The organism is Rhizobium sp. 01L419 (genome assembly GCF_056400025.1).
Window position 1 is genome coordinate 743,171 of sequence record NZ_JBFTSM010000001.1, and the last position, 19,312, is coordinate 762,482.

General features: G+C 60.9%; 18 protein-coding genes. 13 read left to right on the forward strand and 5 right to left on the reverse strand.

Features of this window, described 5'->3' with window-relative positions; translation table 11 throughout:
* Positions 1-231: 231 nt before the first annotated feature.
* The 11 genes from AC1DUP_RS03690 (at position 232) to AC1DUP_RS03740 (ending at position 13,221) form a co-directional block, all read left to right on the forward strand.
* Positions 232-1,467: an ABC transporter substrate-binding protein gene (locus AC1DUP_RS03690; protein ID WP_113299334.1), complete on the forward strand. Its 1,236-nt coding sequence runs from the start codon at positions 232-234 to the stop codon at positions 1,465-1,467.
* A 207-nt stretch (positions 1,468-1,674) separates the two neighbouring features.
* Positions 1,675-2,580: a carbohydrate ABC transporter permease gene (locus AC1DUP_RS03695; RefSeq protein WP_113299333.1), complete on the forward strand. Its 906-nt coding sequence runs from the start codon at positions 1,675-1,677 to the stop codon at positions 2,578-2,580.
* Positions 2,581-2,584: 4 nt separating this feature from the next.
* Positions 2,585-3,517: a carbohydrate ABC transporter permease gene (locus AC1DUP_RS03700; protein WP_113299387.1), complete on the forward strand. Its 933-nt coding sequence runs from the start codon at positions 2,585-2,587 to the stop codon at positions 3,515-3,517.
* A gap of 4 nt (positions 3,518-3,521) precedes the next feature.
* Positions 3,522-4,613, forward strand: a complete 1,092-nt coding sequence (locus AC1DUP_RS03705) for an ABC transporter ATP-binding protein (protein ID WP_477832114.1) — start codon at positions 3,522-3,524, stop codon at positions 4,611-4,613.
* A 125-nt stretch (positions 4,614-4,738) separates the two neighbouring features.
* Positions 4,739-7,204 (forward strand): beta-mannosidase, encoded by a 2,466-nt coding sequence (locus tag AC1DUP_RS03710; protein WP_477832115.1) that lies wholly within the window; start codon positions 4,739-4,741, stop codon positions 7,202-7,204.
* Between the two features lie 39 nt (positions 7,205-7,243).
* A complete protein-coding gene (locus tag AC1DUP_RS03715; RefSeq protein WP_113311109.1) occupies positions 7,244-8,008 on the forward strand; it encodes a sugar phosphate isomerase/epimerase family protein in 765 nt (254 codons plus the stop codon).
* A gap of 8 nt (positions 8,009-8,016) precedes the next feature.
* A complete protein-coding gene (locus AC1DUP_RS03720) occupies positions 8,017-9,150 on the forward strand; it encodes a Gfo/Idh/MocA family protein (RefSeq protein ID WP_113311108.1) in 1,134 nt (377 codons plus the stop codon).
* 294 nt (positions 9,151-9,444) lie between these two features.
* Entirely contained in the window at positions 9,445-10,476 is a 1,032-nt protein-coding gene (gene mgrA, locus AC1DUP_RS03725; RefSeq protein ID WP_477832116.1) for an L-glyceraldehyde 3-phosphate reductase, read from the forward strand.
* Positions 10,477-10,566: 90 nt separating this feature from the next.
* A complete protein-coding gene (locus tag AC1DUP_RS03730) occupies positions 10,567-12,180 on the forward strand; it encodes a glycoside hydrolase family 43 protein (protein WP_477832117.1) in 1,614 nt (537 codons plus the stop codon).
* A gap of 9 nt (positions 12,181-12,189) precedes the next feature.
* Positions 12,190-12,687, forward strand: coding sequence for a GNAT family N-acetyltransferase (locus tag AC1DUP_RS03735; protein WP_115034486.1), 498 nt, complete (start codon positions 12,190-12,192; stop codon positions 12,685-12,687).
* Positions 12,688-12,888: 201 nt separating this feature from the next.
* A complete protein-coding gene (locus tag AC1DUP_RS03740; RefSeq protein ID WP_113311105.1) occupies positions 12,889-13,221 on the forward strand; it encodes an RcnB family protein in 333 nt (110 codons plus the stop codon).
* A 75-nt stretch (positions 13,222-13,296) separates the two neighbouring features.
* Here the strand turns inward: AC1DUP_RS03740 and AC1DUP_RS03745 are convergent, their stop codons facing one another.
* The gene (locus AC1DUP_RS03745; RefSeq protein WP_477832118.1) at positions 13,297-13,968 is read right to left on the reverse strand and encodes a 5-formyltetrahydrofolate cyclo-ligase; all 672 of its coding nucleotides are present in this window, start codon (positions 13,966-13,968) and stop codon (positions 13,297-13,299) included.
* 117 nt (positions 13,969-14,085) lie between these two features.
* Here AC1DUP_RS03745 and AC1DUP_RS03750 point away from each other — a divergent pair, with 117 nt between their 5' ends.
* Both AC1DUP_RS03750 and AC1DUP_RS03755 read left to right on the forward strand, forming a co-directional pair.
* Entirely contained in the window at positions 14,086-14,982 is an 897-nt protein-coding gene (locus tag AC1DUP_RS03750) for a LysR family transcriptional regulator (protein ID WP_113299324.1), read from the forward strand.
* A 45-nt stretch (positions 14,983-15,027) separates the two neighbouring features.
* Positions 15,028-16,152, forward strand: coding sequence for a CBS domain-containing protein (locus AC1DUP_RS03755; RefSeq protein ID WP_113299323.1), 1,125 nt, complete (start codon positions 15,028-15,030; stop codon positions 16,150-16,152).
* 6 nt (positions 16,153-16,158) lie between these two features.
* Here AC1DUP_RS03755 and AC1DUP_RS03760 read toward each other — a convergent pair whose 3' ends face one another.
* The 4 genes from AC1DUP_RS03760 to AC1DUP_RS03775 form a co-directional block, all read right to left on the reverse strand.
* Complete coding sequence (locus AC1DUP_RS03760; protein ID WP_113299322.1) at positions 16,159-16,458, reverse strand: hypothetical protein; 300 nt, start codon at positions 16,456-16,458, stop codon at positions 16,159-16,161.
* A gap of 232 nt (positions 16,459-16,690) precedes the next feature.
* Positions 16,691-16,870, reverse strand: a complete 180-nt coding sequence (locus AC1DUP_RS03765; RefSeq protein WP_113311101.1) for a hypothetical protein — start codon at positions 16,868-16,870, stop codon at positions 16,691-16,693.
* Positions 16,867-18,072 carry a zinc metallochaperone GTPase ZigA gene (gene zigA / locus AC1DUP_RS03770; RefSeq protein ID WP_113311100.1) on the reverse strand — a complete coding sequence of 402 codons (1,206 nt, stop codon included), beginning with the start codon at positions 18,070-18,072 and terminating at the stop codon, positions 16,867-16,869. Before zigA ends, AC1DUP_RS03765 begins: the two co-directional genes overlap by 4 nt.
* A gap of 174 nt (positions 18,073-18,246) precedes the next feature.
* Complete coding sequence (locus AC1DUP_RS03775; RefSeq protein ID WP_113506829.1) at positions 18,247-19,230, reverse strand: zinc ABC transporter substrate-binding protein; 984 nt, start codon at positions 19,228-19,230, stop codon at positions 18,247-18,249.
* Positions 19,231-19,312: the final 82 nt, after the last annotated feature.

Consider the following 19,312-nt stretch of genomic DNA (forward strand, 5'->3'; position numbering starts at 1 on the left):
GAAATTGTCAGATTAATTAAAAATTAAATAGCAAAATCAGATATATATCGACATGCCGCACTTGCGAAACCGCTTGCTTACGCTCTTCTCATAGCGCAATGGCGGAACCGAAGAATGCTCTTATAAGCTGTAATAACGTCAGTCACAGAAAATTTTACGAGCGGGCGGTTGCGCGGATAAATCGATTGCTCTAAGTTTTTCCGGCAACGTTTCAGTGAGGGAGGAGAACTCATGAAAATCCGTATGATGGCGGCCGTGCTTGCCGCTACCGTAGCCATTCCGTTCGGCGCCGCCAATGCGACCGATCTCGAAGTCACCCATTGGTGGACTTCGGGCGGTGAAGCTGCCGCTGTGGCGGAGCTGGCAAAGGCTTTCGATGCCACCGGTAACCACTGGGTGGACGGCGCAATCGCCGGTTCCGGCAGCACCGCACGTCCGATCATGATCAGCCGCATCACCGGCGGCGACCCGATGGGTGCCACCCAGTTCAACCACGGCCGTCAGGCCGAGGAACTCGTCCAGGCCGGCCTCATGAAGGACCTGACCGATGTGGCGACCGCAGGCAAGTGGAAGGAAATCATCCGTCCGTCGACCCTGCTCGATTCCTGCACGATCGACGGCAAGATCTATTGCGCACCCGTCAACATCCATTCCTGGCAGTGGCTGTGGCTGTCGAATGCCGCCTTCCAGAAGGCCGGCGTTGCGGTTCCGAAGAACTGGGATGAATTCGTCGCTGCCGCTCCGGCCCTGGAAAAGGCCGGGATCGTTCCTCTTGCGGTCGGCGGTCAGGGCTGGCAGGCAAGCGGCGCCTTCAACGTTCTGATGATCGCTATCGGCGGCAAGGACAACTACCTGAAGGTCTTCAAGGACAAGGATGCCACACTGGCTGCCGGCCCCGAGATCGCCAAGGTCTTCAAGGCTGCCGACGATGCACGGCGCATGTCCAAGGGCAGCAACGTGCAGGACTGGAACCAGGCCACCAACCTCGTCATCACCGGCAAGGCCGGCGGCCAGATCATGGGTGACTGGGCGCAGGGCGAATTCCAGGTTGCCAAGCAGGTTGCCGGCAAGGACTATACCTGCCTTCCTGGCCTCGGCGTGAATGAGATCATCTCGACCAGCGGCGACGCCTTCTACTTCCCGCTCCAGAAGGATGCCGAGAAGGCGAAGGCTCAGGATGTGCTTGCCGCCACACTTCTCGATCCGAAGACCCAGGTTGCCTTCAATCTGAAGAAGGGCTCGCTGCCGGTTCGCGGCGACGTCGATATCTCGGCCGCCAACGACTGCATGAAGAAGGGTCTCGATATTCTCGCCAAGGGCAATATCGTCACAAGCTCCGATCAGCTCGTATCGCCCGATACGACAAAGCAGATCGAAGACCTCTTCGCCGAGTTCTTCGCCAATACCACGATGACGCCCGACGCAGCGCAGAAGCGCTTCGCCGACATCATCGCCGCCGCCGACTGATCCTCGGTCCTCAAGCCCATCAGGTCCGGTCCTGCGTGTTGCAGGGCCGGATCGCGCCGCCGGATCTCTGATCCCCTGCGGCGACGGCACGTCACACCGGCTGCGGTCGCGCCAAGACCGCATGGCGGTTGCGGCAGAGACGGGAAGGGCGGTCGTCTTCGGATGGAGCCCCGGTCACCGAAGCGACTATGATTCAGGAGGAACTCAATGACAGGTCAAGCGAAAGCAGGCCGACCGTTTAAATTGTTTCGCAATCTGAATTCGAAGATTGCCTCTATTCCCATGATCCTCACCGCCATGGTCATCTTTCTCGGTGGCACGATCTGGACGGTGTTTTATTCCTTCACCAATTCCAAGCTCCTGCCGCGATTGAACTTCGTCGGCATAGAGCAATATCAGCGTCTCTGGGCTGCCCCGCGCTGGGTCGTGTCCATCGAGAACCTGGCGATCTACGGCATTCTGTCGCTGATCTTCAGCCTGGTCATCGGTTTCATGCTGGCGGCTCTCATGGATCAGAAGATCCGTTTCGAGAACACGTTCCGCACGATCTTCCTCTATCCTTTCGCGCTATCCTTCATCGTTACCGGTCTGGTGTGGCAGTGGATCCTCAATCCGGAATTCGGTGTCCAGGCGGTCGTGCGGTCACTGGGATGGACGAGCTTCAGTTTCGATCCGCTCTATACGTCTGAAATCGTCATCTACGGCGTGCTGATCGCCGCCCTCTGGCAGGGCACCGGCCTCGTGATGTGCCTGATGCTCGCAGGGCTTCGCGGCATCGACGAGGATATCTGGAAGGCTTCCCGTGTCGACGGCATTCCCATGTGGCGGACCTATTTCTTCATCATCATTCCGATGATGCGGCCGGTCTTCATCACCACGCTCGTCATCATCGCCAGCGGCATCGTCAAGGTCTACGATCTCGTCGTCGCCCAGACCAGCGGCGGTCCGGGCATATCGTCGGAAGTGCCGGCAAAATACGTCTACGACTACATGTTCCAGGCGCAGAATCTCGGTCAGGGCTTTGCAGCTTCGACCATGATGCTGCTGACAGTGGCAATCATCGTCATTCCCTGGGCATATCTGGAATTTGGCGGAGGGCGCAAACGTGGCTGACAAGATCGCTCTCAAGGCCGTCGATGGCGGCGGYATTCCCTTCGAGAAGAAGGCGGTTTCCGGCCCGGCCGGACCAAAGCCGCGGCCGGTCGTTTCGGGCCGCAACATCATTGTCTACGGCACGCTTTTCGTGGCCGCGGTCTATTACATGATCCCGCTTTACGTGATGGTCGTCACCTCGCTAAAGGGGATGCCGGAGATCCGGCTCGGCAACATCTTTGCGCCGCCGATAGAAATCACCTTCGAACCCTGGGTCAAGGCCTGGGCGACGGCCTGCACCGGCCTCAACTGCGACGGTCTTTCGCGCGGTTTCTGGAACTCGGTCCGCATCACCGTTCCCTCGGTCATCGTCTCCATCGCGATCGCCTCGGTCAATGGCTATGCGCTGGCGAACTGGCGCTTCAAGGGATCGGAATTCTTCTTCTCTGTTCTCATCATCGGCGCCTTCATTCCCTATCAGGTAATGATCTATCCGATCGTCATCATCCTGCGCGAAATCGGCATCTACGGGTCGCTCACGGGGCTCGTCATCGTGCATTCGATCTTCGGCATGCCGATCCTGACACTGCTCTTCCGCAACTACTTCGTGTCTCTGCCGGAGGAACTCTTCAAGGCGGCGCGCGTCGACGGGGCGGGCTTCTGGCAGATCTTCCTGCAGATCATGTTGCCGATGTCGCTGCCGATCTTCGTCGTCGCGATGATCCTGCAGGTGACCGGCATCTGGAACGACTTCCTGTTCGGCGTGGTCTTCACCCGGCCGGATACCTATCCAATGACCGTGCAGCTCAACAACATCGTCAATTCCGTCCAGGGAGTGAAGGAATACAACGTCAACATGGCGGCAACGATCCTCACGGGACTTGTACCGCTCGTCGTCTATTTCGTGTCGGGACGGCTTTTCGTCCGTGGCATCGCCGCTGGCGCAGTGAAGGGTTGATCCCATGAACATGAATGCAAGTGTTTCCATCAAGGACCTGTCGCTGAACTTCGGTGCGGTCAGCGTGCTCAAGGATCTGAACCTCGACATCAACGACGGCGAATTCCTGGTGCTGCTCGGCTCGTCCGGCTGCGGCAAGTCGACCTTGCTGAACTGCATCGCCGGGTTGCTCGACGCCTCGGAAGGGCAGATCTTCATCAAGGGCAAAAATGTCACCTGGGAAGAGCCGAAGGACCGCGGCATCGGCATGGTCTTCCAGTCCTATGCGCTTTATCCGCAGATGACCGTTGAAAAGAACCTCTCCTTCGGCCTTCGCGTCGCCAAGGTGCCGCAGGTCGAGATCGACAAGCGGGTGGCGCGTGCCTCCGAGATCCTGCAGATCCAGCCGCTTCTAAAGCGCAAGCCGGCTGAGCTTTCCGGTGGTCAGCGTCAGCGTGTGGCGATCGGTCGTGCCCTGGTGCGCGATGTCGACGTCTTCCTCTTCGACGAGCCGCTGTCGAACCTCGACGCCAAGCTGCGATCGGAACTGCGCGTCGAAATCAAGCGCCTGCACCAGTCGCTCAAGAATACCATGATCTACGTCACGCACGACCAGATCGAGGCACTGACGCTCGCCGACCGTATCGCCATCATGAAGAGCGGTATTATCCAGCAGCTCGACGATCCGACGACGATCTACAACAGGCCGCGCAATCTCTTCGTTGCCGGCTTCATCGGCTCGCCGTCGATGAACTTCCTGCGCGGCGAACTGGTCAAATCAGGCGACGGTATCGCCTTTACCGCCAACGGCGTGAATTTCTCGCTTGCCGCTTATGATGGCTACGAGAAGCTGCAGCCGGGCCGCAAGGTGGTGCTCGGCGTTCGCCCCGAACACATCAAGGTCAACGAGAATGCCGGTGGCGAAGAGCATGACGCCACCGTCGATATCGAGGAACCGATGGGCGCGGACAATCTTCTGTGGCTGAAACATGCCGGTCACACGATGTCGGTACGCATCAACGGTGCGCGCCGCTTCAGCGTCGGCAGCAAGGTCAAGCTCAGCTTCGACATGTCGCTCGCCTCGGTCTTCGATGCCGAAAGCGAGTTGCGCCTCTAGAAAGTTCTGCGGGCGGTGCCGAAAACGGCGCCGCCCGGTCCTCCAATCGGCCGTCAGGCCAGCCAAATTCGGCCGCGGTCCGGCTTGTCCGGCATTCCCAGGAGCGGCCCGATCAGGATAAGACTATGACATCCTTGCCGAAGAACGGTTTCAACATCGAGCTTTCGGGTTCGTGGCAGCTTGCCTCCGCCGATGGCGAGATCCGCAGCGTCATCACGCTGCCGGGTGACGTACACACGGCGCTTCACAGCGCGGGGCTGATCCCCGATCCCTATTTCGGCCGCAACGAGGAGAAGGTGCAGTGGGTTGCCCAGCGCGAATGGGTGGTCGAGCGCAGCTTCACGCTTCCTGATGCCGAGGGCGACTGGTATCTCGACATCGACTATCTCGACACGGTCGCAAGCGTTCATGTCAACGGCTTCCTGGCGCTCGAGGCCGATAACAGCTTCCGCCGCTACCGGCCGGATGTTTCCAGCATGCTGAAGAAGGGCGAAAACACGATCCGCATCGTTTTTGCCTCCAACGTCGCTGTCGGTGCTGCGCGGCAGAAGCAGCAGCCTTTTTACATTCCCTATAGCACGGGCAACTCGCCGATCCCTGACGGTAACATGCTGCGCAAGCCGCAGTGCCATTTCGGCTGGGACTGGAATATCGCCATTGCTCCGCTCGGCCTTTACGGCACGATCGCACTGAAGAAGCTGGAGACGGCGCGCATCGAGCATGTGCAGACGCGCCAGACGCATAATGCCGACGGTTCTGTCGAGCTGCAGGTCACGGCGTCACTGTTTGCCAGGGATCCGGGCATCGCTCAGATCTATTTCGATCTCGACGGCGAGCGCGTGCGGCTCGATGTCGGCGTCAATGCCGGCGAGACCCACGTCAACCATGTCTTCCAGATCGACAATCCGCGCCTCTGGTGGCCGTCCGGCAGCGGCGAGCAGGCGCTCTATACGCTTTCGGTCGAACTGCCCTCGGAGAGCGTGACGAAACAGATCGGCCTTCGCACCATTGAACTGATCACCACGCCTGATGCCGCCGGCAGCCGCTTCGCCTTCAAGGTCAATGGCCGTGAAATCTTCTGCCGCGGCGCCAACTGGATCCCGGCCGATGCGCTCTTTTCGCTATCCTCTGAGGAGAAGACAGAGGACCTGCTGGTCTCGGCCAAGGCCGCCAACATGAACATGATCCGTGTCTGGGGCGGCGGCTTCTACGAGCACGACTGGTTCTATGACATCTGCGACCGGCTCGGCCTGATGGTCTGGCAGGACTTCATGTTTGCCTGCAACCTCTATCCCTCGACCGAGGATTTCCTCGAGAATGTCGCGGTCGAAGTGGATTACCAGGTCCGCCGGCTCTCCTCGCATGCTTCGATCGCACTCTGGTGCGGCGACAACGAGCTCGTCGGCGCGCTCACCTGGTTCGAGGAGTCCCGTAGGGATCGTGACCGCTATCTCGTCTCCTACGACCGCCTGAACCGCACGATCGAACAGGCGGTGAAGAAGGCGATGCCGGGTGCTCTCTGGTGGCCGTCGAGCCCGGCTTCCGGCTATCTCGATTTCGGCGATGCCTGGCATGCCGATGGTTCCGGCGACATGCATTACTGGTCGGTCTGGCACGAGAACAAGTCGTTCGATAATTACCGCTCGGTGCGGCCGCGCTTCTGCTCGGAATTCGGCTTCCAGTCCTATACGTCGCTGCCTGTCATCAAGACCTATGCTGATGCCAAGGACATGAACGTGGCGTCGCCCGTCATGGAGCTGCATCAGAAGAATGCCGGCGGCAACGAGCGCATTGCCGGCACGATGTTCCGCTACTTCCGCTTTCCGAAAGATTTCCCGAATTTCGTCTATCTCAGCCAAATCCAGCAGGGTCTGGCGATCAAGACGGCAGTGGAATACTGGCGCTCGCTGAAGCCGCATTGCATGGGCACGATCTACTGGCAGCTCAACGACACCTGGCCGGTCGCGTCCTGGTCGAGCCTCGATTACGGCGGCCGCTGGAAGGCGATGCACTATCTCGTCAAGCGCTTCTTCCAGCCGGTGGCAGTGGCGGCAATCCCCTCTGACGACGGCAAGTCGATCCGCTTCTCGCTGGTCAACGACACGCTTGCCAATGTCAGCGTCGATCTGTCGATCTCGATCCTGACTATGAAGGGCGAGCGCAAGAACCTTAGGAATGTGCAGGCCATGTGCGCGCCCGATGCGGCCTGCACCGCCGCGACGCTCGACATGTCCGAGATCCCCGAGGGTACGCTGCTCGCCTGGCGCTTCACCGCGTCCAACGGCATGGGCGGCGAGGGGCATCATGTCAACGGCACCTACAAGGCGCTGGAACTGGAGCCGGCGGGTCTTTCCGTCATCCGCGAATTCGTCGAAGAGGACGGCTCGATCGACCTTGACGTCACCGCCAATGGCCTGGCGCTCTTCGTGATGATCGAGACTGACACCGATGGCAAATATTCCGACAATGCCTTCGACCTTGCGGCCGGCGAAAGCCGCCGCATTACCTTCACCCCGGCCAAGCCGCTCGAAAAGGGCGAACTGCCGGAATTCCGCTTCTATGACCTGCATTCCTGCCAGTCGGCAGATTGATCTTACGTGAGAACGGGCACGAGGCCCGAGGAGGATGACATGACCAAGCTCAGCTATCAGCTTTATAGCGCCCGCAATTTCCCGCCGCTTTCGGCGATCTTTGAAAAGCTCGGCAAGGCCGGCTATGGCGAAGTCGAAGGCTTCGGCGGCATCTATGCCGAACTCGACGAGGCGGGCCTCAAGAGCCTGCGCGCCGATCTCGACAAGAACGGTCTCGTGATGGCGACCGGCCATTTCAGCCCCGACTTCCTCGAAGGCAGCGTCGAGAAGTCGCTGCAGATCGCCAAGATCCTTGGCATGGATTCCATCTATGCGCCGCACCTGATGCCCGACCAGCGCCCGACGGATGCAGCCGGATGGCTCGCATTCGGCAAGCGCCTGCAGGCCATGAGCAAGCCCTACAAGGATGCGGGCTATGAATTCGGCTGGCACAACCACGACTTCGAATTCGTAAAGCTCTCCGACGGCTCGTTGCCGATCGAGCGCATTTTCGAAGGCGCGCCCGACATTTCCTGGGAAGCTGACATTGCCTGGGTCGTCCGCGGCGGTGCAGACCCCTACGCCTGGGTCGAAAAACTCGGCTCGCGCATCAGTGCCGTCCACGTCAAGGACATCGCGCCGGCTGGCGAGGCGACGGACGAAGGCGGCTGGGCCGATGTCGGCCACGGCACGATCGGCTGGGCAAAGCTGCTTCCGGCCGTCAAGTCCGGCACCAAGGCCAAGCATTTCGTCGTTGAGCACGACAATCCCAATGATATCGACCGCAACATCACGCGCTCGATCGCTTCCTTCAAGACCTACTGAGGCAGACCATGACCAAGGAACTTGGCGTCGGCATCATCGGATGCGGCAATATCTCCACCACCTACTTCTCGCTGTCACCGCTCTTCAAGGGGCTGAAGGTGCTGGCCTGCGCCGATATCAACGTGCAGGCGGCAAAGCAGCGCGCCGAAGAATACAATGTGACAGCACAGACGATCGACGAGCTTCTCGCCAATGACGAGATCGACGTCGTCGTCAACCTGACGATCCCGGATGCGCATTATCCGGTATCGAAGGCGGCCCTTGAAGCCGGCAAGCACGTCTATTCGGAAAAGCCGCTGGTGCTCTCGCTGGAGCAGGGCGAAGAGCTTCGCCGTATCGCCAAGGAGAAGGGGCTTTCCGTCGGTTGCGCTCCCGATACCTTCCTCGGCGGCGCGCATCAGCTTGCCCGAAAATTCATCGATGACGGCGGCGTTGGCCGTATCACGTCTGGCGCGTGCTACGTCATGGGCCCGGGCATGGAAATGTGGCACCCGAACCCGGACTTCTTCTTCCTGCCGGGCGGCGGGCCGATCCTCGACATGGGGCCGTATTACATCGCCAACCTGATCAACCTGATCGGGCCGGTGAAGCGCGTTGCCGGCATGACCTCGATGGCATCGGAAACCCGCACCATCACCAGCCAGCCGCGCAATGGCGAGTCCATCCCGGTCAAGACGCCGACGACGATCCAGGCGCTGCTCGAATTCGTCTCCGGCGCCACCGTGACGCTGACGGCAAGCTGGGATGTCTGGTCGCACCGCCACGCCAATATGGAGCTCTATGGCACTGATGGTTCGCTCTACGTGCCGGACCCGAACTTCTTCGGCGGTGTCGTCGAGGCAAGCGGCCGCGACAAGGAGATCAAGGCGCTGGATGCCTGGGATCATCCCTTCGGCAAGTTCAACCAGGAAAGCCCGAACGGCCCGCGCGCCAACTACCGCACGGCCGGCCTTGCCGACATGGCCATGTCGCTGATCGACGGCCGCGATGCGCGTTGCTCGCTCGACCGCACGCTGCACGGTGTCGACATCATGACCTCGATCCTGAAGTCGGGTGCGGAAGGCCGTTTCGTCGATCTGACGACGACCTGCACGCAGCCGGCGGCGCTGGGCATCGAGGAAGCACTGGCGCTGTTGAAGTAAGCCGAGAGAGCTTTCCGGGGTCGGTACGGTCGGCTCCGGATTGCCGTGAGGCACCACGCTAACGTCGTCATCCTCGGGACAAGCCCGAGGATGACGGTGTTTGAGGGCAGGGCCTATCAAACAACGTCAGTATGTGAAGTTGTCGAGAACATGCGCCACGCGCTTGCCGTAACGGGGCGCTTGCTCCAATAGTGCCGCGCGGCCGACATGAGGGCTGCGACGTTATTAGCTTTCGACCGCCGCTCGGTGCGGATACGAAAGAGAAGCACTTTTTACAGGTTGAGGAGACCTCAGATGAGCTGGCAACCGGCTGAAGACCGCTATTCGAAGATGAAGTATAACCGCACGGGCCGTTCCGGCCTGAAGCTGCCGGCCGTTTCCCTCGGCCTGTGGCACAATTTCGGCGGCGACACCCCGCATGACCGCAAGGTCGACATGTGCCGCACGGCCTTCGATCTCGGCATCACCCATTTCGACCTTGCCAACAATTACGGCCCGCCTCCCGGCAGCGCCGAGACCGCTTTCGGCGAAATCCTGCGCACCGATTTTGCCGGCCTGCGCGACGAGCTGATCATCTCCTCCAAGGCCGGATACGACATGTGGCCGGGTCCCTACGGCGAGTGGGGCAGCCGCAAGTATCTGATCGCTTCCTGCGACCAAAGCCTTGAGCGCATGGGCCTCGACTATGTCGATATCTTCTATTCGCACCGTTTCGATCCGGACACCCCGCTGGAAGAAACCTGCGGCGCGCTTGACTACATCGTGCGTTCCGGCCGCGCGCTCTATGTCGGCATCTCCTCCTATAATTCGCAGCGCACCCGCGAAGCGGCCGCCATTCTCAAGGATCTGGGCACGCCCTGCCTCATCCACCAGCCGAGCTATTCCATGCTCAACCGCTGGGTCGAGGACGACAAGCTGCTCGATGCGCTCGATGAGGTCGGCATGGGCTCGATCGTCTTCTCGCCACTTGCCCAGGGCATGCTGACGACGAAATATCTCGGCGGCATTCCCGCTGACAGCCGTGCGGCGCAGAACCACTTCCTCAAGAAGGACTTCATCCGCCCGCAGATCATCGACAATATCAGGAAACTCAACGAGATCGCCGAAAAGCGCGGCCAGACGCTGGCGCAGATGGCGATCGCCTGGGTGCTGCGGGGCGACCGCGTGACGTCGGCGCTGATCGGCGCCAGCCGTTCGTCGCAGATCGTCGATTGCGTTGCCGCCCTCGACAATCTCGAGTTCACGGCCGAAGAGCTGAAGCAGATCGATGTCTATGCCAAGGAGGCCGACATCAATCTCTGGGCGAAGTCCGCAGAGCTGGAATAAGTTTCACCGCCCGGGGCAAAACCCCGGGCTTTTTTCTGATATAATCTGATGTACGTGCAGCAGAAATTGTTGCTCAAAGGAGGAGCCGCCATGATCCGCAATCCAATCCTGCCCGGATTCAATCCCGACCCGTCCATCTGCCGCGTCGGCGACGATTATTACATCGCGACGTCCACCTTCGAATGGTATCCGGGCGTGCAGATCCACCATTCGCGCGATCTGGTGAACTGGACGCTGGTGCGCCGGCCTCTCGAGCGCGCCTCGCAGCTCGACATGCGCGGCAATCCCGACAGTTGCGGCGTCTGGGCGCCATGTCTTTCCTATGCCGATGGCCAGTTCTGGCTCGTCTACACCGATGTGAAGCGCTTCGACGGCAACTTCAAGGATGCGCATAACTACATCGTGACCGCGCCCACCATCGAGGGCGAGTGGTCCGAGCCTGTTTACGTCAATTCCTCGGGCTTCGACCCGTCGCTCTTCCATGACGAGGACGGCCGCAAGTGGTTCGTCAACATGCAGTGGAACCACCGGACGGAAAGCTACGGCGGCTCGCCGAAATCGCCGGCCTTCGATGGCATCCTGCTGCAGGAATGGGATGCACAGACGAGATCGCTCAAGGGGCCGATCAAGAATATCTTCGCTGGCAGCCCGCTCGGCCTCGTCGAGGGACCGCATCTCTTCCGGAAGAACGGCTGGTATTATCTGACGACGGCGGAAGGCGGCACCGGCTACGACCATGCGGTGACGATGGCGCGTTCGCGCACTATCGATGGCCCCTATGAACTGCATCCCAACCGGCACCTGATCACTTCCAAGGACCATCCGGAAGCGGTGTTGCAGCGGGCAGGGCACGGGCAATATGTCGAAACGCCGGATGGCCAAGTCTATCACACCCATCTCTGCGGCCGGCCGCTGCCGCCGAAGCGCCGCTGCACGCTGGGGCGCGAAACGGCGCTGCAGAAATGCGTCTGGCGCGAGGATGGCTGGCTCTACCTCGAAAACGGCACCACGGTCCCCGATGTAGAGGTGCCCGGCCTTGATGGTGCTACGCGGGCGGAAAAGCCTGTTCGTAGCGGGTATAATTTCGATGGCGGTAAACTGCCCGCCGATTTTCAGTGGCTGCGCACGCCACAGCCGGAACGCATCTTCAACCTGACTGACCGCCCCGGCCATCTCAGGCTGATCGGCCGTGAAAGCGTCGGTTCCTGGTTCGAGCAGGCGCTCGTCGCCCGCCGGCAGGAGCATCACAGTTTCCGTGCCGAGACGGTGGTGGAGTTTACGCCGGACACCTATCAGCAGGTGGCCGGTCTGACCCACTACTATAACCGCCACAAGTTCCATGCCGTCGTCGTGACACTGCATGAAAAGCTTGGCCGTTGCGTCACGATCTTTTCCTGCAACGGCGATTATCCGAACGGCCGCATGAGTTTCCCCGCCGAGGCCGGCGTGGCGATCCCGGCCGATGGCCGTGTGCAGTTAGCCATGGAGATCCGCGATAACGACCTGCAATTCTTCTGGCAGACGGAAGGCAAGGGCGCGTGGCAGCCGATCGGCCCGGTTCTCGATGCCGGTGTCGTCTCCGATGAGGGCGGGCGCGGCGAGCATGGCTCGTTTACCGGCGCTTTTGCCGGCGTCTTCGCCTTCGATACGTCGGGGCGGGCAAAGACGGCCGATTTCGACTGGTTCAACTACGACGAGCTGTGAGACGGGGCGATGGCTGATATCCGCATCGAGCCAATGGCCCCAGACCATATAGAAGCCTTCCACCTGGTGCTCGATACGGTGGCGCGCGAACGCAAATATCTGAGCCTTCTCGAAGCTCGGCCGCTTGAGGAGACGCGCCAGTTCGCGCTCTCTTCGATCGCATCAGGCAATGTAAATCTCGTCGCCCTTAATGGCGGCGAGGTGATTGGCTGGTGCGATATCCGCCGGCATTTCTTTCCTTCGCATGCCCATCGCGGCTCGCTCGGCATGGGCCTGCTTCCCGGCTTTCGCGGACAGGGGCTTGGCCGTCGGCTGATCGAGGCGGCGATATCGGCGGCGCGCGAGGCCGGCATGATCCGCATCGAATTCGGCGTACATGCCGATAACGCGCGAGCGATCCGGCTCTATGAGACGGTCGGTTTCGTGAAAGAGGGGGTTAGCCGTGATGCTTTCCATGTCGATGGCGATTACAAGGACGTGATCAATATGGCGCTAATCTTGCGGTAGGCGACTGCCGTCTTCATCACGACCGATTACGCAGACGTGATTGCCGCTGCCATGATCTTGCAACGTTGCGTTAGGTCCGGGTTAAGACATTAGGAATCTGGCATAAGTGCCCGATTCCATTACAAATCTTTAATTTTATTTTCAGATTTCGTTCATTTTCGCGGACGTAGTTTCGGGGCGTGTTCAACACGAGGAACCCCCATGAAAAAGATTTTCGCAGCTCTTCTTTCCGCTTCTTTCCTGCTTTCGCCGATCGTTGCATCGCAAGCCAGCGCCGCCGATCATCGTCGTCCGCCGGTTGTCGTTAAGGAGAAGGTCGTCATCCACAAAAAGGTCGACCGTCAGCATCGCTGGTCCAGGGGCTATCGCATGTCGGCTGCCGAGCGCGGCCGCTACCGCGAAGTCCGCGACTACCGCCGCTATCGCCTCGCACCGCCGCCGCGTGGCTATCACTGGGTGAAGGCCGATAACGACTACCTTCTCGTCGGCGTCGCTTCCGGCCTGATTTCCAGCATCATTGCCGGTAATCGCTGAGTTCAGGTGCACCAGAAACAGGGCGGCTTCGGCCGCTCTTTTTGTTTGGGGAGTGTGGACATGATATCCTTGTCGTCAGGCGAAGGGGCCGGCTGAGCGCTTGATCACCCCATCCTCGGTGACGACGGCATCCATCGGGATATCATGCGGCTGCGGCTTGATCGTACGGATCTGCTGTTGCGAAAATCCGATGCCGACGGCGAGCGGCCTGGGGGAGAGCGCCGCCAGCGTCCGGTCGAAATAACCGCCGCCGACGCCGAGGCGATAACAGCCGCTGCTATAGCCGACGACAGGGGCAATCACGATATCGGGTTGTCGCTCTTCGCCCTCGGTGGGGATGAGAATGCCGAGCACGCCGCGTTCCAGCTTCACGCCCGGAGTCCAGACCCGGAATGTCAGGGGCTTTGCTTTCTCTGCCACGACCGGCAGCAGGCATGTCGCACGCCCGGCGATTGCGGCCATCCAGCCACGAAGATCTGGCTCTCCCTGAAATGGCCAGTAGATGCTGACAGGTTTTCCCGTGATGACGGGACCCAGGAGCCGGTCGAGATGCGATGAGATCAGCGCCGTCTTCCGCTCCCGCTCGGCCGATTCTATTCGTTTGCGGGCGTCGATCAGCCGCATGCGCTCGCCGCGGCGCCATTCCCGCACCAGCTCCCATGGCTCCTCCAAGCCCATATAGGCGGGATCGACTTCGTGCATCAGGCATGCCGGCGAGGCATAATCGTCTGGTTCGTCTTTCTGCATCTGGCGGTCCGATCGGAAGAAGTTTTCAGTTCATGCGACGATTTTGAACGCTTCGGCGATTGCGATCATTCTCTGATTTAGAATAATAGACAAGTTCGTTCATCAAGCGAGATCGATGTGGATCTGTCTTCTCTGGAAATTTTTCTCGTCGTTGCCGAAGAGGGCAGCGTCACCCGCGCGGCCAAGAGGCTTTCGCGCGCGCCGTCCAATGTCACGACCCGCATTCAGGCTTTGGAAGGGCAGATGGATGCTGCTCTGTTCAGCCGGGACGGCAAGCGCATGACGCTGACATCAGAGGGACAGCTCTTCGTCTCCTATGCGCGACGACTGACGGCGCTTGCCGGGGAGGCGCAGCTTGCCCTGAAGGGCGCCCGCCCGCAGCCGAGCTTACGTCTCGGCACGATGGAGAGCACGGCGGCGAGCCGTCTTCCGCCGGTGCTGGCGCGCTTCAACGGCCAGAACCCCGATATTGCCCTGAAGCTGACGCTCGGCGCCACGCGTGAGTTGACCAGGGCCGTTTTATCCGGCGAGCTCGATTGCGCGCTGATCGCCACACCGCAGGGCGAGCCCGGCTGGTTGTCGTCTGCGGGTTTCGACGCCGATGATCTCCATTCCGCGCGTGTCTACGAGGAAGACCTGCTGCTCGTGCTGCCGCCTCATCATGCCTCGGTCACAGCACCTCAGGATATCCGCCTTCCGGCGCTTGCTGCGCTGGAGCCCGGCTGTACCTACCGCCAGATTGCCGAGCGCTGGATCCGCGGCGGCGCCAGTCTGCCGACAGTGGAGATGACGTCCTATCACGCTATCCTTGCGCAGGTCATCGCCGGCAATGCCGTCGGCGTCATGCCGCGCTCGGTGCTCGACATGCTGCCCTGGAGAGCCGAGGTCAATGTCCACCGGCTCGGAGCCGTCGATACGCTGCTGATTTCCAGGCGGCAGCAGCGCTCCGATCCGCTGCAGGCCTTCGAGCAGATCATGCTCATGTCGGCCCATCCGCTCTCCATGTTGCAATAGCAGCGCCTTCCAACATCGCTCACAGCCTTCTTCAAAGAGTATTCCATGCGCATGCCAAATCCCGACGAGACGCCCCGCCGGTCCTCCATTTCGCGGCTGTTCCATCCCATTCTTGCCGGTGCGACGCTGCGCGACCGGATGCTTGCCTGTCTCGGCGCACTCGTCTCCATTGCGCTCACCGGCCTTCTCTGCGGTGCCCTCCTCGGTGAGGGTTCGCATCTGCCGCTGATCGTGGCGCCCATGGGGGCGTCGGCCGTGCTGCTTTTCGCGGTGCCGGCGAGCCCGCTTGCGCAGCCCTGGTCGATCATTGGCGGCAACACGATCTCGGCGATCATGGGTGTTGTGGCTGCAAGCCTGATCCGTGATCCGATCATCGCGACGGGTGTCGGCGTGTCGTTGGCGATCGCCGCCATGTCCTTTACCCGCTGCCTGCATCCGCCGGGTGGAGCGGCGGCACTGACGGCGGTGCTCGGCGGTCCTGTCGTTGCCAGCTGGGGCATGCTCTTTCCCTTCGTGCCCGTCGCCCTGAACTCCTGCCTGCTGGTGGTGCTCGGCCTCGTCTTTCACAAGCTGTCGCGGCACAATTACCCGCATGTGGTGGCCGCACCCGTCAATACACACCTGACGGCAGACCGCCCCCCGGCGGAGCGCGCCGGTTTCCAGGAAGAGGATATCGATGCGGCACTCGCCAAGCTCAACGAGACTTTCGATATCGACCGCGCCGATCTGGCCCGGCTCCTGCGTCAGGTAGAGTTCGAGGCGGTAGCCCGCTCCAACGCGGAGATCCGCTGCGCCGATATCATGTCGCGCGATGTGATTGCGATCGATGCGGATGCTACGGTTGAGCAGGCGCGGTGGCTGCTGCTAAACCACAATATCCGGACATTGCCGGTGCGCGATGAGGCCGGAAAGCTGATCGGGACGGTGGGCCTTCGGGAGCTTGCGGTCGCCTCGGGTTCGGTGGAGCGGCTGGTCTCGCCGGCAACGACGGCGCGTGCTGGCGATGTGGCGATGGCTTTGCTGCCGGATCTGACGGATGGGCGCGCCCATGCCGTCATTATCGTCGATGAGGCGAGGCGTATTGTCGGGCTGATTTCGCAGACGGATCTGCTGAGCGCTGTTGCGCGGGCATTACCCAAGGGTGGCAAGCGGACCGATGACGCGGCCTGAAGACAATCAGCGCATGCCGAGATAGGCAAGCAGGCAGGCCGCCGCAGCGGTGATGGCGAGCTTCGGCCATCTGTCATCGAAGAAGAAGGCCATCAGCGCTCCGCCTGAAAGCGTGATGGTCGCGCTCCAGAATGTCTTGTCCGAGCAGGTGAGGGCGAGTGCGGCAAGAAACACGGCGCTCGCCACCATCGTCACCGGCGCTGAAGCCCGCAGGACGTCATCTTCCACAACATAAGGAAGAATGAAGCGCCGCAGGCTGAGGGCGAGGGTGACTGCGAGCAGAAGGTCAGTCAGGATAGGTGGCATGGTGGACCCGGTGGTTTCTGCTAAAGCCGGTGCAAGCCATGTGCCAGTTGGGGAATTGTCGCGGAGCTCTGTGGCTGCCGGGGATTGGGCGGCGAAGGGCCGAGCTTCGTGCCTCCGTGCCCATTTATTGCATTCAGGGTGATGAAAAAACAATCAGAAGATAGATCTGCATCATAATTCATCTTTAGCGCTGTGGCCCTCCGGCATGCCGAAGGGCCTATGTGTGACACACCTAGTCTCGCCGTCGCGACGGCATCACGCGTTCGGTGATGAAAGCAAGAATTCCTCTCGGTTTTCGCGTCTCACCGTCGGCCTGATCTCCATAGGTCAGCGGATGCAAGCCCTGGATTGGGGGCAGGGGCTCGCATTCGATGCACAGGCATCGATAGGGTCTGATTGCCGCCGCCTTCATGCCGCCTGCCGGTTCCAGCTGATGAAGGGATCAGGCAGGTTGCGCCAGCGCTCAGGCGTGAATGTTTTGCTTTCCACCAGACATGCGTCGAGCTCCCGCGTGATCCAGGCCTCGTCCATCGGGTTGGCGCCGATGAAGACGATTTCCTGGCGGCGGTCGCCCCAGATGGGGTCGAGATAGGGGCCGATGCCGCGCATGAAGGCCGGCTCCTCCGGCCATTGTTCGCGCGGCACGGCGGACCACCAGAGGCCCATCTTGCCGGTGCGGACGAGGGCGCCGGCCTGGCTGATTTCGCCGACATGGTGCGGGCGGGTCGCCAGCCAGAAGAAGCCTTTGGCGCGCACCACACCCGGCCAGGTGCGGTCGAGGAAGGCCTGCAATTTCCCAGGATGGAAGGGGCGCCTTTCGCGGTAGACGAAGGAGCGGATGCCGTATTCCTCGGTTTCCGGCACATGGTCCTTGAAGCCATGCAGTTCCTTGTACCAGAGCGGATGGGTCTCGGCCTTGTCGATATCGAAGCTGTTGGTGCCGAGCACATCCTTCAGCGCCACCTTGCCGAAGTCGGTTTCGATGATGCGGGCATCCGGGTTGAGGCCGGTGATGATCTTTCTGGCCGCATCGCGCTGGTCTTCGCTCGCCGTGCCGATCTTGTTCAACACGACGATATCGGCGAATTCGATCTGTTCGACCAGGAGGTCGACGATGGTTCTGTTGTCACCATCGCCTGATGTTTCGCCGCGATCGGCGAGGAAATCGACGGAGGCGTAATCGGCAAGCAGGTTGGCGGCGTCGACCACGGTCACCATCGTGTCGAGGCGGGCGACATCCGAGAGGCTTCTTCCATTTTCGTCGCGGAATTCGAAGGTGGTGGCAACGGGCAGGGGCTCGGCAATGCCTGTGGATTCGATCAGCAGGTAATCGAAGCGGCCCTGGTCGGCAAGCTGGCGCACCTCCTTGAGCAGGTCGTCACGCAGCGTGCAGCAGATGCAGCCGTTGGTCATTTCCACCAGTTGCTCGTCTGTGCGAGAGAGATTGGCGCCGCCATCGCGCACAAGTGCCGCGTCGATATTCACCTCGCTCATGTCGTTGACGATGACGGCGACGCGCATGCCCTCGCGATTCCCGAGCACATGATTGAGCAGCGTGGTCTTGCCGGCGCCGAGGAAGCCCGAGAGCACGGTGACGGGAAGTCTCTTGTCCATAATATCATCCTATTATGTTATAACGTAACAGATGCACTCACAAAAAAAGGCGGAACGGGGGTGTCGCCGCCTTCTTTCGCCGCAGACCTCGCGGGAGGGCTGCAAGTCCGACGGGATGCGCTGGTAACGCCCCGTGATTGTTCAAGCAGTGCCGACGCCTTGCCGATCCTCCGCTTATGCGCTGGCGAGGCAGTTCTTCATGCTGTCGGCGATGCCACGCATGAGGGTGAAGTAGAGATCGGGGCCGGCGGGCAGGGTGGCGGCTTCCGGGTCCAGCACGCCTGATTTCGCCCTGGTGCCTTCGATGACGACATCGACGAGGCGCGGTTCGAACTGCGGCTCTGCGAAGACGCAGGTTGCGCCGAGATCGCCGACCTTCTTGTGGATCTCCGAGACGCGCTCCGCACCCGGTATGGTCTCGGGACTGACGGTGATCGAGCCGGCGACGCGGATATGGTAGCGATGCTCGAAATATTGGTAGGCATCGTGGAAGACGATGAAGGGCTTGTCCTTCACCGGCGACACGGTTGCGGCGATTTCCTTGTCGAGCGCGTCGAGCTTGTCATCCAGCTCCTTGGCATTGGCCTCGTAGGTCAGCGCATTGGCGGGGTCGGCGGCAACCAGCGTGGTGGTGATCTCGGTGGCCATCGCCTTGGCGTTGACCGGATCGAGCCAGAGATGGGTGTCGAAGGCGCCGTGGTCGTGGTCATGGTCTGCTTCGGCATGATCGTGACCAGCTTCAGCATGTTCATCGGCGGAAGCACTATCCTCGTCGCCGTCATCATGCGCTTCAAAAGCGCCGCCTTCGCGGAAAGGCAGCTTCACCAGACCCGGCGCATTGTCGAGCCGGGCGACGATGGCGTCGGAACCCAGCGATTCCAGCGGCTTTTCGAGGAAGGCTTCGAGGCCGGGGCCGACCCAGAAGATCACCTTGGCTGCCTGCAAAGCGCGGGCGTTGGAAGGCTTCAGATTATAGGTGTGCGGAGAGGCGGCGCCATCGACGATCAGTTCCGGTTTGCCGACGCCCTGCATGATGGCCGAAACCAGCGAATGGATCGGCTTGATCGAGGTGACGACGACGGGCGCCTCAGCAGCCTGGAGGGACCCGGCAAAAAGGAAAGCCGGGATTGCGAGGGTAAGGCCCATCGCCAGTTTCATCAGCATGCTCCGCTTGAATTGCAGTTGTAATGTTATTACATCAATTGCGTTATGCTATAACGTGTGCAATAGCAGGACGCAA

Excerpts from the sequence above, each read along its gene's own strand:
- zigA (WP_113311100.1), bottom strand. The coding sequence starts at position 18,072 with ATGGACAAGAGACTTCCCGTCACCGTGCTCTCGGGCTTCCTCGGCGCC.
- AC1DUP_RS03695 (WP_113299333.1), top strand. The coding sequence starts at position 1,675 with ATGACAGGTCAAGCGAAAGCAGGCCGACCGTTTAAATTGTTTCGCAAT.
- AC1DUP_RS03740 (WP_113311105.1), top strand. The coding sequence starts at position 12,889 with ATGAAAAAGATTTTCGCAGCTCTTCTTTCCGCTTCTTTCCTGCTTTCG.
- AC1DUP_RS03720 (WP_113311108.1), top strand. The coding sequence starts at position 8,017 with ATGACCAAGGAACTTGGCGTCGGCATCATCGGATGCGGCAATATCTCC.
- AC1DUP_RS03710 (WP_477832115.1), top strand. The coding sequence starts at position 4,739 with ATGACATCCTTGCCGAAGAACGGTTTCAACATCGAGCTTTCGGGTTCG.
- AC1DUP_RS03730 (WP_477832117.1), top strand. The coding sequence starts at position 10,567 with ATGATCCGCAATCCAATCCTGCCCGGATTCAATCCCGACCCGTCCATC.
- AC1DUP_RS03705 (WP_477832114.1), top strand. The coding sequence starts at position 3,522 with ATGAACATGAATGCAAGTGTTTCCATCAAGGACCTGTCGCTGAACTTC.
- AC1DUP_RS03775 (WP_113506829.1), bottom strand. The coding sequence starts at position 19,230 with ATGAAACTGGCGATGGGCCTTACCCTCGCAATCCCGGCTTTCCTTTTT.
- AC1DUP_RS03765 (WP_113311101.1), bottom strand. The coding sequence starts at position 16,870 with ATGAAGGCGGCGGCAATCAGACCCTATCGATGCCTGTGCATCGAATGC.
- AC1DUP_RS03745 (WP_477832118.1), bottom strand. The coding sequence starts at position 13,968 with ATGCAGAAAGACGAACCAGACGATTATGCCTCGCCGGCATGCCTGATG.
- mgrA (WP_477832116.1), top strand. The coding sequence starts at position 9,445 with ATGAGCTGGCAACCGGCTGAAGACCGCTATTCGAAGATGAAGTATAAC.
- AC1DUP_RS03715 (WP_113311109.1), top strand. The coding sequence starts at position 7,244 with ATGACCAAGCTCAGCTATCAGCTTTATAGCGCCCGCAATTTCCCGCCG.
- AC1DUP_RS03690 (WP_113299334.1), top strand. The coding sequence starts at position 232 with ATGAAAATCCGTATGATGGCGGCCGTGCTTGCCGCTACCGTAGCCATT.
- AC1DUP_RS03760 (WP_113299322.1), bottom strand. The coding sequence starts at position 16,458 with ATGCCACCTATCCTGACTGACCTTCTGCTCGCAGTCACCCTCGCCCTC.
- AC1DUP_RS03735 (WP_115034486.1), top strand. The coding sequence starts at position 12,190 with ATGGCTGATATCCGCATCGAGCCAATGGCCCCAGACCATATAGAAGCC.
- AC1DUP_RS03755 (WP_113299323.1), top strand. The coding sequence starts at position 15,028 with ATGCGCATGCCAAATCCCGACGAGACGCCCCGCCGGTCCTCCATTTCG.